This is a genomic window from Streptomyces sp. ICC1, from assembly GCF_003287935.1.
Lineage (GTDB): Bacteria > Actinomycetota > Actinomycetes > Streptomycetales > Streptomycetaceae > Streptomyces > Streptomyces tritrimontium.
This window is the reverse complement of the sequence record NZ_CP030287.1, coordinates 6,997,815-7,011,028: the sequence shown is the minus strand read 5'-3', so window position 1 is coordinate 7,011,028 and position 13,214 is coordinate 6,997,815. Positions and strand designations below refer to the sequence as shown.

At 75.3% G+C, this 13,214-nt stretch carries 8 protein-coding genes and 1 pseudogene; 3 read left to right on the top strand and 6 right to left on the bottom strand.

Annotated elements, in window-relative coordinates:
* The first annotated feature begins 184 nt into the window (after positions 1-184).
* Positions 185-1,318, top strand: coding sequence for a MoxR family ATPase (locus DRB96_RS43960; RefSeq protein ID WP_112451720.1), 1,134 nt, complete (start codon positions 185-187; stop codon positions 1,316-1,318).
* The gene (locus DRB96_RS46105) at positions 1,315-5,058 is read left to right on the top strand and encodes a pentapeptide repeat-containing protein (protein WP_112451719.1); all 3,744 of its coding nucleotides are present in this window, start codon (positions 1,315-1,317) and stop codon (positions 5,056-5,058) included. The genes DRB96_RS43960 and DRB96_RS46105 overlap by 4 nt, the downstream gene beginning before the upstream one ends.
* 22 nt (positions 5,059-5,080) lie before the next feature.
* Here DRB96_RS46105 and DRB96_RS32775 read toward each other — a convergent pair whose 3' ends face one another.
* The 5 genes from DRB96_RS32775 to DRB96_RS32755 form a co-directional block, all read right to left on the bottom strand.
* Positions 5,081-5,854 (bottom strand): class I SAM-dependent methyltransferase, encoded by a 774-nt coding sequence (locus DRB96_RS32775; protein WP_112451718.1) that lies wholly within the window; start codon positions 5,852-5,854, stop codon positions 5,081-5,083.
* Between the two features lie 161 nt (positions 5,855-6,015).
* Positions 6,016-6,780 (bottom strand): hypothetical protein, encoded by a 765-nt coding sequence (locus tag DRB96_RS32770; protein WP_112453984.1) that lies wholly within the window; start codon positions 6,778-6,780, stop codon positions 6,016-6,018.
* Positions 6,781-6,845: 65 nt separating this feature from the next.
* On the bottom strand, positions 6,846-8,156 hold the full coding sequence (locus DRB96_RS32765) for a VWA domain-containing protein (RefSeq protein ID WP_112451717.1): 1,311 nt from the start codon (positions 8,154-8,156) through the stop codon (positions 6,846-6,848).
* A gap of 81 nt (positions 8,157-8,237) precedes the next feature.
* Positions 8,238-9,353 (bottom strand): TDT family transporter, encoded by a 1,116-nt coding sequence (locus DRB96_RS32760; protein WP_112453982.1) that lies wholly within the window; start codon positions 9,351-9,353, stop codon positions 8,238-8,240.
* A 110-nt stretch (positions 9,354-9,463) separates the two neighbouring features.
* Complete coding sequence (locus DRB96_RS32755) at positions 9,464-10,489, bottom strand: hypothetical protein (RefSeq protein ID WP_112451716.1); 1,026 nt, start codon at positions 10,487-10,489, stop codon at positions 9,464-9,466.
* Positions 10,490-10,784: 295 nt separating this feature from the next.
* Here DRB96_RS32755 and DRB96_RS45285 point away from each other — a divergent pair.
* Positions 10,785-11,072, top strand: a pseudogene (locus DRB96_RS45285) (epimerase); the annotation flags it as partial.
* Positions 11,073-11,241: 169 nt separating this feature from the next.
* On the opposite strand, the gene DRB96_RS32745 reads toward DRB96_RS45285, so the two are convergent.
* On the bottom strand, positions 11,242-13,164 hold the full coding sequence (locus DRB96_RS32745) for a hypothetical protein (RefSeq protein ID WP_112451715.1): 1,923 nt from the start codon (positions 13,162-13,164) through the stop codon (positions 11,242-11,244).
* Positions 13,165-13,214: the final 50 nt, after the last annotated feature.

Sequence of the window (13,214 nt, the reverse complement as noted above, 5' to 3'; positions counted from 1 at the left end):
ATAGGCCGTCCGTGCCTGTTTGATCACCGCGATGGCCCCCGCGCGAGGGAACCGACAAAGCGTCGCTACGAGGTCCGGGGCCGGAGGCCCGTCCCCGGCCGGGCCCGACCCCGGCACCGACTCCGAGACCCACAGCGACAGTGGCAGTGACAGCGGCAGTGACACCGAGAGGGAGGCACAGGCAGTGGCGAAGGACTGGTGGCTGTACCACGGGACCGGCGAGGCCGCCGTGCGCCGGGCCAGGCTGGAGGCCGGACCGCCCCCGCCCTGGCGCGATTTCACCGGCGTCCCCGACCCGGGGTACACACCCCCCGGCTGCGAGGGACCGGCGTGGGAGCGCACCTGGCGGCGCGGCGAAGGCTACGCACCCGACGAGCCCGAGAAGGACGTGGTCAACACCGCCCTGCACCTGCGCAGGCCGCTCCTGATCACCGGCAAACCCGGCGTGGGCAAGTCCACGCTCGCCTACAGCATCGCCGCCGACCTCGATCTGGGCCCGGTGCTGCACTGGCCGGTCACCAGCCGCACCGTCCTGCGCGACGGGCTCTACCTCTACGACGCGATCGGCCGGCTCCAGGAGGCCGGGCTGGAACAGCTGCGCACACCCGGCGCGGCCCACGGAGCCACGGCCCACGGAGCCGCGACCGCCCCGGCGGGCACCCCGGCGGGCACCCCGGCGGGCAACCTTCCGGGCGGCCCGACCGCGGCCCCGGACCCCGCCGCCGGCCCGTCCATCGCCCGCTACCTGCGCCTCGGCCCCCCCGGCACGGCCCTCCTGCCCCAGGACCGCCCGCGGGTCCTGCTCGTGGACGAGATCGACAAGAGCGACATCGACCTCCCCGGCGACCTCCTCACCGTCTTCGAGGACGGCGGCGTCGTGATCCCCGAGCTCGCGCGGCTGGCGAAGGAGGACCCGACCGTCGCCATCGGCACCGACGACGACGCGGAGGCCGCCGTGCGGATCGCCGAAGGCCGCGTGCAGTGCCGCTACTTCCCCATCGTCGTCCTCACCAGCAACGGCGAACGCGACTTCCCGCCGGCCTTCCTGCGCCGCTGCGTCCGCCTCCACCTCGAACCGCCCAAGATCGACAAGCTCGCCCGCATCGTGCTCGGCCGGCTCGGCGTCGACATCGAGCACAACACCGAGTACCGCGAACTAGTCCAGAGCTTCCTCGACCGGGCCGAGGACGGCGACCTGGCCACCGACCAGCTCCTCAACGCCATCCAACTGCGCCTGGCCGGCGCCTGGTCCGCCCCCGACGAGCGCGAACGGTTCCTCTCCACCGTCATGCACCACCTCACCGGGCCCTCCGCGTGATCGAGAAGCTCCTCGCCGCCTTCGCCGAAGGCGGCGGGGAAGGGGGCCCGCGCCCCGGGGTCGGAGCGGAGGGGATCGCCGACATCCTGTGGCTGGCCACCCGGGTGGACGCGGCGGTCCGCCCGCCGCCCGCCGGTCCGCCCGCGCCGGAACCGCGGCCGGCCGACACCACCGAACCGGCCCCGCCGGCTCCCGAGTCGGGGGAGGACCGCCGGGCGGACCGGGAAGCCGCCGCCCAGTTCTTCCCCGCGCCCCGGCCCGGCCCCGCCGTGCCCCGCGAACCCGCCGGGCCGGCCGCCGGAGCCGCCCCCGCGGCCGGGACGGCCCGCCGCCTGGGCACCGCGCTGCGCCTGCCGCGGGCCGCCTCCCTCGACGACCCGCTCGCCCTGATGCGCGCCCTGCGCCCGGTGGGCCGCCGCAACATCGGCGGCCCGGGCGAGGAGCTGGACGAACAGCTCACCGTGGAGCGCAGCATCGAGCGGATGGTGCTCACCCCGGTCCTGCGCCCCGCCGAGAGCCGCTGGCTGGACGTGGCCCTGGTCGTGGACGCGCACCATTCGATGCTGCTCTGGTCCGATCTGGTGGAAGAGGTGCGCGGGGTCCTCACTCGCAGCGGCGTCTTCCGCGACGTGCGGACCTGGCGGCTCACGGGCACCGGCTCGGGCGGCACGCCCATGGTCGCGCTCGGCCGGGACACCCCGCCCCGCAATCCCCTGGAGCTCGTCGACCCGGCGGGCCGCCGGCTGATCCTGGTCCTCTCCGACACGGTGGCCGGCGGCTGGCGCGAAGCCCCCCTGCGCGGAGTGCTCCGGCAGTGGTCCGCGCACAACGCCGTGGCCGTGCTGAACGTCCTGCCCGAACGGCTGTGGGCGCGCGGCGCCGTCAGCCCGGTGCCCTTCGCCGTCCGCGCGGACCGGCCCGCGGCCGCCACCCGGTCCTGGCAGCGGGTCCCGGTGGTCCGGCGGGCGCGCGGGGGCGGGGCGGTGGTCCCGGTGGTCGGCCTCGCCTCGGGGAGCCTGGCCCGGCTGATCCGCGTGGTGTCCGGGGACGGGCGCTGGCGGCGCCTGGCCTGCCTGCGGCTGGACGCCGAACCCAAGCACGAGGCGGCGTACGGGCTCCCCGAGCCGCCGGACCCCTTCCCGGACCCCCTGGAGGTGATCGAGCGCTTCCGTGCGAACGCCTCCCCGACGGCCCAGCGGCTCGCCGCCCACCTGGCCGCCGTACCGCTGACGCTGCCCGTGATGACCCTCGTACGGCGGTCCCTGCCGGGAGACTCCGAGCACAGCCACCTCGCGGAGGTGGCCCTGGGCGGCCTGTTCGCCCCGTGGGGCGCCGAACAGGCTTCGGACCAGGCCGAGTTCGAGTTCCTGCCGGGCGTACGGGAAGCCCTGCTCGGCTCGCAGCTGCGCGGGGACGTGGCCGCCGTACGGGAGCTGGTCCGCCGGCGCGTGTGGGAGTACGTGTCCCGCAACCGCGGCACCGGCCGGGACTTCACGGCGATCCGGCTCACGGACGGTGCGCGGGGCCGCCGGGAGGTGGCGCGGGAGGCGATCCCCTTCGCGACGGCCGCCCGCCCGGAACCGGGACCGGCCGGCCGCGTGGTGCGGGTCCGCTTCGAGCCGATGAGCGAGCCGCAGTCGGTCGGCGTCCTGCTGTCCTCCCGCATGGTCCTCGCGGTCGGGGACGGGGCGGGCCGCAACGCCGTGGCCTGGGTCCGGGCCGGCGGCCGCGAGCTGCCCTGCCGTCCGGTCTGGTGGGACGCGGCCGCGCCCACCGTGTTCCTGCTGGTGGCCGACGAGGACCTGGTGGACCCGAGGGCGTGGCCGCCTCCGCGGTGGACCGAGGACGCCGGTGAGGGCGGACGGGTCCGGGTCGACGGCTTCACCGACCAGGGCGAGCCGGTGACGCTGAACGGCGAGGCGCTGCCGTACGAGGGGGAGCGCAACGGGGAGATCGTCCGGCTCACCTCCGAACCACAGCCGTGGACCCACTACGTGGGCGCCCCGGTGGTCGCGCGCGGCGGGCTGGCCGGCGTCGTGCACACCGTCATGCCGGACCGGATGGTGTTCCTGTCGGCGCGGGCGCTGCTCGAACAGCCCGGATTCCGCGTGGCGATGACGACGCACGAGCAGGTCGGGACGGAGGTCTCCGGCATCTGTCTGGCGGTACGGGCGGACGTGGCCATGGGGCCGATCGGCCGGTCGGTGCAGTCGGCGCTGGTCGAACTCCTCATGCAGCCGGGAGGGGAGACCGGCGCGATGGGACTGTCCGCCCCGGCGGAGGAGGACGGGACCCTGTTCGTCACGGTGCCGGACGCGGACGCCCTCGGGAAGGCGGGCCTGCTGATGGCCGCACTGCCGCGGGTCCTGTCCCGGTTGCGCGCCGGCTCCGGCGAGTGGGTGGTCTCGCTGGCGGTGGCCCTGGCCAAGGGCGCCTTCACCGCCGACGCGGCGGGAGTGCGCGGTCCGGCGGCGGACGAGGCCGGGGGACTGGTCCGCCGGCGGGAGGTCTCCGCGCGGCTGAGCAGGGGGGACGGGGCCGGGGCGATCGTCATGGTGACGGGCGAATCGCTGCGCGACGTCGACGGTCTCGGCTCGCTCAGGGTCGAGCCGATGGACCCGGACACCGGCTCGGACACCGGCCCGGAGTCGGAAGTGGACCCGGAGGCGGACCCGGAGGCGGACCCGGGAACGGACCCGGAGCGGTCGGCGGTCCCGGCGCCCGGGGGCGGGCGGGCCACCGGGTGGTTCCACCTGGACGCCCCCGCGGACATGGCCCGGGCCCTGATCGACGCCGGGCTGCGAGTCGATGACCCGGCCGTCGACTGGCAGTGCTGCGGGTACGGGGCCACGGTGGCGGAGCCGATCGGGTGCACCGGCATCCGGATGTGGCCCCGCGCGCGCTGCCTGGCCCATCTGGAGCCGGACGAACAGGCGGCGCGGATCGCGGAGTTCAGGCCGGGCCAGGACGTGGACCTGCGGGGCACCACCTTCGCCGGCGGCCTGCTCGCACGCGTACTGCACGCTCTGCGCGATCCCTCGACGGGCCAGGTCAGGACGGGGGCCGCGGCCTTCGACCGGGCGCGCTTCGTCGACGAATGGAGCACGGCCGGAGCCGAGTTCGACGGGCGCACCTCCTTCGACCGGGCCGTCTTCGACGAGCGGGCGGGATTCGAGACCTCGCGCTTCCGCGGGGCGGCCTCCTTCGGCCGGACCGCGTTCCGCCGGGGCGGTGCCTTCGACGGGACCGTCTTCGACCGGGAAGCACGGTTCGGCTGGGCGGACTTCGGCGGTGGCGCGGGCTTCGTGGACGCGCTCTTCGCACAGGACCTCGACATGGCCCGGGCGGAACTGTGGGGCGAGGCGATGGCGAGCGGGATGAGAGTGCGCGGTGCGGCCGATTTCGCGCACACGGTCTTCCACGCCCCCAACACCTGGGTCCGGACGGCCTTCCTCGGGTCCGCCTCCTTCTCGCACACCTTGTGGGGGAACCCGGCGGCCTTCGACGGGGTCCGCTTCGAGGGCCCGACCTCCTTCGACCGGGCCGTCTTCGGCCGGGCCGCCCGCTTCGAGAACGTGGTCTTCGCGCAGCGCGCGACCTTCGAGGGGGCCGATTTCGTGAACCGGGCGGAGTTCACGGCGGTGTCCTTCGCCGAACCGTCCGCGCTTCCCCCCGCATGGCCGGTCGCGCTGGCCCGCCCGGGGGTCGTCGCCTTCACGCTGGGCACCCTTGCCCGGTGAGCCGGCGGGGTGAGGAACGCCCCTACCCGCGGCGCCGGAGGAGGAAGAAGAGGCTCGGCCCGAAGTCGACGGCGGCCAGCGGGCCCTGGACGCGCTGTTCGACGGCCAGCAGCCGGGCCTCGCCCAGACTCCGCTTCAGCCGGCCGCTGCGCAGGTTGGACACGGACAGCTTGTCCTCGACCCGCAGGCCGGCTGCGGCGAACTGCCCCACCACGGTGCCCGGATGGTGGTTCACGAAGGGGATGCCGCCCTCGGCGGCCCTCTCGGCCGAGCGGATGTCCACGGGGCCGCGCGGGACGCCGCGCAGCCGTTTCGCGTAGCGCAGCCTGTTCAGCGCGTGCGCGGAGTTGGCGACCTCGATCAGGGCGCGGGCGCCGGGCTTCAGCACGCGCGCGATCTCGCGCAGCGTCGGGCCGGGGTCGGGCAGGTGGTGCATGACGCGGACCATGGAGACGAGATCGACGGAGCCGTCGTCCAGCGGGATGCTCCCGGGGCTCATGAGCCGGGCCGTGACACCGGGCCGGTCGGCGAGGAGCCGCTGCGCGATGCCGACGTGCTTGGAGCTCGGGTCGAACATCACGACCTGGTCCGCGTACTCCTTGAGGATCGGGGTCAACCGGCCGAATCCGCCGCCCACTTCGCAGACGAGTCCGTAGCGGCTGCCGTCGTGGCGCGCGACGAGCCGCCTCAGCGCGGCGATTTCCGCGGCGTGCTCGTAGTCCCGCCCGTGCCAGTAGGCGACGTAGTCCTCCGACTCGTCGTCGTACTGGTCGCCCCGCGCTTCGCCGCCGTCCATGCGTTCCCCCCGGGTGTGCGCCCCGGGCGCATCATCCCGGCGGGGCGCGGGGGAGGCAACGGCTCCACCGCGTGGTGCGTGCACCGACCGCGGGCGGGGGCCTCCAGGCCCCGCACCCGCGGCCGGTGCAGGCGGCCGGTACCCGCGGCCGGTGCAGTCGGTCAGGCGCCCGGCGGCACCCGTCCCGGACGGCCGGGGCCCCGGGTCAGCCGGTGGCCGCCGATGCCGGCGAGCGCGGCGAGCAGCCCGCCGGCCGCCGTCCAGAGCCAGCGGTCGGACCACCAGCCGCCGGACCAGCCGTCCTCCGGCTCGATGCCGGACGCCGTACCGGCGCCGGGGACGAGCGGCGACGCGAGCGCGTTGTCGGCCGCGTACGCGCCGCCGACGTCCTTCGCCTCGGCCCGCAGGCGTGCCCGTACCGGCTGGCCGAGGTCCTCCGGCGCGAGGTCGGTGACCGTGAGGCGGATGTAGTAGGCGCCCTGCAGCGGGTCGTCGGCCCACTGGTCCGCGCCCGAGCGAACCGGTCGCAGGGTGCACGACAGGTCGATCGTGGCGGCTTCCTTGGCGGCCGTACCGGTCTGCGTGCCGTACATGCACGGCTGGCGGCGGCGCAGGCCGTCGTAGACGTCGAGCTGCCACGTCGAGGAGGCGTGCCGGCCGGTGGCGGCGGGCAGGGTGACCGACGCCCGGACCGTGGCGCGCTGCCCCGAGTCCAGCGGGAGCACCCAGTAGAGGTAGTCGCCGGTGGAGGCGTCGGCCGTGGCCTCCTGGCCCAGCCGGACCGGTGTGGCCGTACGGAAGGCCGTACCGGCCTCGGTGGGCGCCTGGGGCCCGCCGCTGGGGCTCGGCGACGGCGAGGCCGCCACCCCGAGCAGGCCGCCGCCCACGAGCAGCGCGGCGGTCAGCGCCCGCCGCACGCCCCGCACGCCCCGTGCGTTGCGCGCGCTGCGTGCGCTGCGTGCGTGTCCCACGGTACTTCTCACGGCACTCATCAGTTGGTCCTCCAGACCGCGATACGCCAGCGGGAGACCCAGCCCCACACCAGTCCGGCCAGGAAGCCGGTGAGCACCAGTACGCCGATCAGCCACCAGCCGCGCCCGAGGCCGAAGGCGGCCACGTCGGTCGCGTCGTCCGGCCCGTCCACCACGTCGATGGTCAGCTCGAGGGGCATGCCCGGGGTGGTCTTGACGGAGGCCGGCGCCGAGAAGGAGTTGCTGACCTGGAGACACACGGTCTCCGTGCCCTTCGCGTCCGTCGTGCCCTTGGTGTCCGTCGTGCCCTTCGCGTCCTCGTCGTCCTCGCCGTCCGAGGCGCTCTTGGGATAGCGCAGACCGGAGGAGATCAGGTCGGTGCGCCCGTCCCCGGCCTCCTCGCCGCGTACGATCTCCCGCCCGCTCAGCGTCGTGGCGCGCAGCAGGATCCCGTAGTCGTTGTTGACCGCGCGGTCGGCGCCGATGCTCACCGAAGCCCGCAGCTCCTGACCGGGCTTGACGTCGACCCGGTACCAGCGGTGCTGGCCGAAGCCCTCGCGGTCGCTGTAGAGGCCGGGCTTCAGCGCCGGAGCCCCCTCGCACTGCTTGGCGCCCTCGGTGGCCACCGGGTTGACCACCGGAGTGGCCGCCCGGTCCACCAACTGGCGGACCCTGCCCGACAGCTCGGCGGTGTGCTGCACCGAGGTGTACGTACCGCCCGTGGCCTCCGCGATGCAGATCAGCTGGCTGCGGGTCTTGGCGTCGGGGACGAGCCCGAGGGTGTCGATGACCAGGTGGATCCCCTTGGCCGCGATCTCCCGGGCCACTTCGCAGGGGTCGAGCGGGGCGCAGGTGTCCTCGCCGTCGGTGATGAGCACGATCCGCCGGGTGGCGTCGCCGCCCTTGAGGTCCTCCGCGGCCCCGAGCAGGGCCGGCCCGATCGGCGTCCACCCGGTGGGGGCGAGCGTGGCGACCGCGGCCTTGGCCTCGGTCCGGTTCAGCGGCCCGACCGGGTAGAGCTGCCGGGTGTCCTTGCAGCCCTGGTTCTTGTCGTCGCCGGGATAGTTGGCGCCGAGCGTGCGTATGCCGAGCTGTACTTCGTCGGGAACGGCGTCCAGTACCTCGTTGAACGCCTGTTTCGCGGCGGACATCCGGGACTGCCCGTCGATGTCCTGGGCACGCATCGAGCCGCTGACGTCCAGCACCAACTCGACCTTGGGGGCTTCCTTCGCCACCGGTTCACCGGCGGCGGCACCTGCCGGGAACAACCCGGCAGCCAGGGTGACAAGCAGACCGCACGCACCGGCCGCCACCCATCTTCTAGTGATCATCGCCGGATCGTATTGAGATTCCCCCCGCCCGCCAAACCCGGGCGGCCGCCTTCGAGCGTCTCCCGTCGGCACCCCCCGCCGCTACGAGGCCGGGGCGAGGGTGCCGGCGAACAGTCCGCGCAGCGTATGGGCCCCGGCGACCAGCCAGGCCAGCACGAGGAACACGTACAGCCCGCCGGCGATCCAGGCGCAGGCGGTCACGCCGGTGTGCCGCGCCAGCCCCTCCGCGCCGGTGACGCAGGTGCCGACGGGGAAGGTCAGGGCCCACCACGTCATCGAGAAGCCCATGCCCTGGCGCCTGGCCCGCCGGACCACCGCGCAGGACAGGGCGAACCACAGCAGCGCGAACCCCATCGTGGGCACCCCGTAGAGCACCGCGAGCATCCGGAAGCCCTCGGCGTACGGGGCCCGGAGCACACCCGGCGCGACATCGGCGAAGTTGTTCACCGCCGTCGTGGACTGCCCCAGCGGGCCGAGCACCAGGAAGAGCGTCGGAGTCAGGGCGAGCGGCAGCCGCGGGCCCGCCAGCAGCCGCGCGAAGACGATGGGGAGCAGGAACACGGTCGCCAGCAGGCTCAGGCCGAACATGGCGTAGCAGCCGAGCAGGAGCGCCTGCTGCCACTGGCCGGCCGGCAGGTGCGGGACCAGCAGCGGCCCCAGCGCGGCGGCGACCATCGGCGCGACCACGGGCAGGATCCATACGGGTGAGGCGCTGCCCGGCTTCAGCTCGTGCCGCGTCGCCATCAGACAGGGGATGGCGGCGGCGACGAGCAGCCCGACCGCGGTCCCGGCCGTGAACAGCACCGCGTCCACGGCGACGGCCGCGCCCACGCCGATCCAGTCCTTGCCGACCAGCATCGTGCCGCCGCCCACCGCCAGGAGGGCCATCGAGAGGCAGCCGTAGAACGGGGCCATCGCCGGGTCGAGCAGATGGGCGCGGGCCTGGTCGCCGTGGCGGGCCCAATGGGCCGCCCGGGTGACGAGCAGGACCGCCAGCAGCACCGCGGACAGCGCCCAGACCAGGGTGCAGGCCGTGCGCAGGCCGGGGATGTGCCAGGGCAGGGCGGCGCCGGCATTGGCCACGATGGCGGTGCCCATCACGCTCGCGTACCAGTTGGGGCCGAGATTCCGCACGCGGGAGCCCCGGGAGCCGGCCTCGGGGCGGATCGCGGAGCCCGTCGGGGCCGGTGTGGTCATGGGTCCACGGTGACCCGCCGCGGCCGCCCCGACCATTCGGCGTTCCCCGTCCCGCGTTCCCCGTCCCGCGTTCCGCGTCCCTCGCTCCGCCGCCAGGACGGCCGTAGGACCTACCGCGCCGTGGTGAGTCCGGCGCGTTCGGCGAGGGCGCCGCCCTGGAACCGGCTCTCGGCGCCGAGCTCCTCCATCAGTTCGGCGATGTGGCGGCGACAGGTGCGCAGGGACATGCCCATCCGCCGGGCGATCACCTCGTCCTTGGCCCCCTCGGCCAGCAGCCCGACCAGCGCCCGGCGCAGGCTCGGGCCGACCTCCTTGTAGGCGGCCTCGCTGCCGCCGTGGAACGGGGTCGCGCCGGACCAGTGCTGGTCGAACACCCGGCACAGGTACGCCACCACGTCCGGGTCCCGGACCAGTACGGCCCCCTCGCCCGGGCCGCCGTCGGCGCGGCGCGGCAGGAAGGCCACCGAGCGGTCGAACACCACCGCCCGGTCCGGCAGTTCGGCGGCGGTCCGGTACTCGGCGCCGGCCTCCGTGAGGGTCTCCACGTACCCCTGGGTGGAGAGGCTGGGCCGCGCCGAGTGCTGGTAGAGGGTGCGCATCCGCACCCCGCGGGCGAGCATCGCGAGGTCCCGGTCGATGGCGTCCCCGAGGCGGTGCGGGGCCCGGCCGCCGCCGGGCTGGATGCTGAACACCTCCTCCCGGCAGCGGGCCGACTCCTCGGTGAGCATCGCCGAAGCGGCCGCGAGGTCCGCCAGCACGTCCACGCCCTGGCGGTGGTCGCGTGCGCGCCGGGCGGCGCGGTAGTGCGGCATCAGGGAGCGCAGGTCCTCGCGTACGGACTGGGCGTGCGCGGCGGCCTGCGCGACCCGGGCCTCCAGCGGGCCGACCGCCTCCGCCGCGGCGGCGTCCGGGCTGACCGGGATCAGCTCCCCGGGACTGCCGGGCGCCGGGCGCAGCAGCCGCAGCACCAGCAGGGTGCGGCAGGCCCCCTCGACCTCGTCCGGGGTCATGCCGAGGGCCCCGGGCGCCTCGTGCGGCGGCCTCTTGAGGCTGCCCTGCGACAACGCGTACGCGAAGACGGCGACGGCCCGGTCGTCGAGCCGCGGCAGCTCGATGGAATTTGTCTCTGTGGTCACGATTTCCCCCGCAATGCGGCCCTGCTACTTCCGTGTCATGCAGGGTATTGCCAGCTCACAGGGGTGGACCAAGCGGGCACGCCGGTATGAACTTTGAGCATCCGGCCGGGTCACACCCCATCAGGTCGATATGCCGACATACGGCGCGAACCGCCCGACGAGGGTGGTCGCCGCCCGATCCACCACCTCCCCATCCAGGAGCCGCACCATGTCCCGAACCCTCAGCTGTCTGCTCCTCCTCACGGTCCTGCTGGCCGGCGGTTCCCCCGCCGCCCTGCGGGAAGCGGGGCCGGGGGCGGCCGAGGGGCGGGCCAGGGGGAAGCTAATGCCGATATGCAGGGCAGGCATCGGCGGCCGGCACGGCGTCGGGCGCCAGTACTGGTGGCACATCTCGATGCACGACGAGATCGCCGCCCTGGGCCACCTCCTCGACACGCCCTCGCTGGGCGGGCCGGAGAACCTGACCGCCCCCGAGCCGCTGACCAACCGCGAGGTCACGGCCGCGATGGGCCGGGTCCTGCACCGCCCGGCGGTGTTCGCCGTGCCGGCTCCGATCATGCGGGTGGTGCTCGGGGAGTTCTCCCAGGGGCACGGATGCCCGGGCCCGCGCCCGCAGCGGCCCGACGACCCTGGTCGGTGCCACCCCTGTCGCGTACGGTGAAGTCACACAGCGCTACGCACCCCCCACCCCCCTTCCTAGGGGACCCTGCTGCTCGTCCTCCCTTGGGCCGCGCCGGCCCGCCCCGCCGGGGCTACCGCAGAACCCCCGCCTTCGAGCCGTCCGTGAGCTTGCCCGACAGCTCCACCTGCGCCCCCGCCGGAGCCTTCACCGCCAGCCGGTTGCCCACCGCTGCCCCGCTCACCTGGCCGCCGCCCACCGTCAACGAGGCGAACTGCGCGCTGCCCGCCGCCAGCACGTACCACTGGCCGGCCTTCGACTTCCACAGCACCCCGGCCAGCACCCGCGGCTCGCGCGGCCCGCACGCCGGCGAACCCTCCGCCTTCGCCGCCTGCGCGGCCAGTGGTGCCCCCGGGGCCAGGAACTGCGCCTGCACCCGGTCCGCCGTGCCCTGCCAGGTCTCCGCCCGGGTGCACAGCCAGGTCGCCGTGCCGTCGCCCTCGGGCAGCGGCTGTTTCGCGTACGTCCACGCGTTGACCGTACGCACCCCGTGCGAGCGCACCGACGGCAGCAGGCAGGCGATCCGCGACCACTCGCCGAGCTCCGCGCCCTCCGTCACGTTCCGCTCGGCGCCCGGCGCGCCCGACGTCAGCCGGGCCGGGGTCAGCTCGCCCAGGTCGGTGATCAGCCGCGTCGCGCCGTCGCCGGTCACGGCCAGCGCGTTCCAGCTGGTGCAGCTGCCGTCCGGGGCGGGACTCGGCACCGGCGGGGTCATCCCCTCCGGCGTCAGCTTCAGCGCCACCGGGGCCTCGCCCGGCTTCAGCAGGTCCCGCAGGGCCGCGCCCGTCACCCACGGCGCCGCCAGATAGCGGACGTTGCCGTCGACCCGGCTGAGCACCAGGCCCGTCGCCGTGTCCGCCGACGCGCCGTCCGTCCGGGCGAAGTCGAGGGCCGCGACCTCGGTGCCCTGGAGCGGTTCGGCGTACCGCGCCACGCGCAGGCCGTCGTACAGCAGGACCACGACGGCCTGGTCGACGGTCCCGGCGAACAGCAGCTGCGGCGGCCCCATCGGCGGCCCGGACGGCGTGCCGGGCGTCGCCGAGACGACCACCGAGCGGCCGGGCCGGGCCCAGACGGCCAGCGCCCGCCGCAGCAGGGCCGCGTCGTCGACCCGGTCCCCGCGCGCGGGCCAGCCCGAGTAGTCGGTGCGCGAGGACGTACGCCAGACCGTGGGCGCGACCCGCACCAGCTGCCCGGGGTCCAGGGCCTGCTCCGCCGCCGCGTTCTTCGCGTACAGCGGGGCCGCCGCCCCGTCGGCCCCCCAGCCGCCGCCCGGCAGCGCGAGCAGCGCCCCGCACACCACGAGGGCGGCCCCGCCGACGATCGCGGCCCGGGTCAGCCGGCGGCGGCGCAGCAGGTCGGTGGGCCGGGCCTGGAGCACGCACGGGTCGAACTCGGGGGAGGCGAAGAGCTCGTCGGTGGACGGGTCCCCGGACTCGGCGACGGCCGCGGCCGGATTGACCACCCCGGCCTCGGTCAGCACCCGCAGCACCTCGGGCTCGGGCAGCCGCTCCAGTGCCCGCAGTACGCACGCGGCCCGGCCCGGCCCGTCGAGGGTCGCCAGCCACTGGTCGAGCGCCAGCTCCTCCGCGCCGCCGGAGCGCGGGAACAGCCGCAGCCCCCACACCTGGGGGAGCAGCGGCGGCAGTTGCGACCGCCGGGGCAGGGCGCGGAAGGTCAGCGGGAGCCCGGCCTCCAGGGCCGAGCGCAGCACGCGCAGGCGGACGTACGCGTAACCGGACTCGGCGCCCGCCCCGCCCCGCTGGCCCGGCACCCCGCCCTGCGCCGCGGCCGCCTCCCGCCGGCCGCGCGGCAGGGCGCGCTGGGTCAGCGAATGGGCGGTGAGGACCCGCCGGTTGCGGCCGAGGGAGGGCGGCAGCACCAGGTAGGCGAGCCGCACCAGCCGCGGATAGTGCTCGACGATGGCGGCCTCGGCCTGCTCGACGTCGGGCGAGAGGGGGCGGGTGGCGGTATCCGGCGCAGTCACATTCAGCAGAACGAGCGAATGGTCGGATGGTCACCCGTCTACCAAGCACACGTTCGGGT

What these genes read in the sequence shown, in the direction of transcription:
- DRB96_RS32775 (WP_112451718.1), bottom strand. Translation starts at nt 5,854, where the DNA reads ATGGACGGCGGCGAAGCGCGGGGCGACCAGTACGACGACGAGTCGGAG.
- DRB96_RS32765 (WP_112451717.1), bottom strand. Translation starts at nt 8,156, where the DNA reads ATGATCACTAGAAGATGGGTGGCGGCCGGTGCGTGCGGTCTGCTTGTC.
- DRB96_RS32760 (WP_112453982.1), bottom strand. Translation starts at nt 9,353, where the DNA reads ATGACCACACCGGCCCCGACGGGCTCCGCGATCCGCCCCGAGGCCGGC.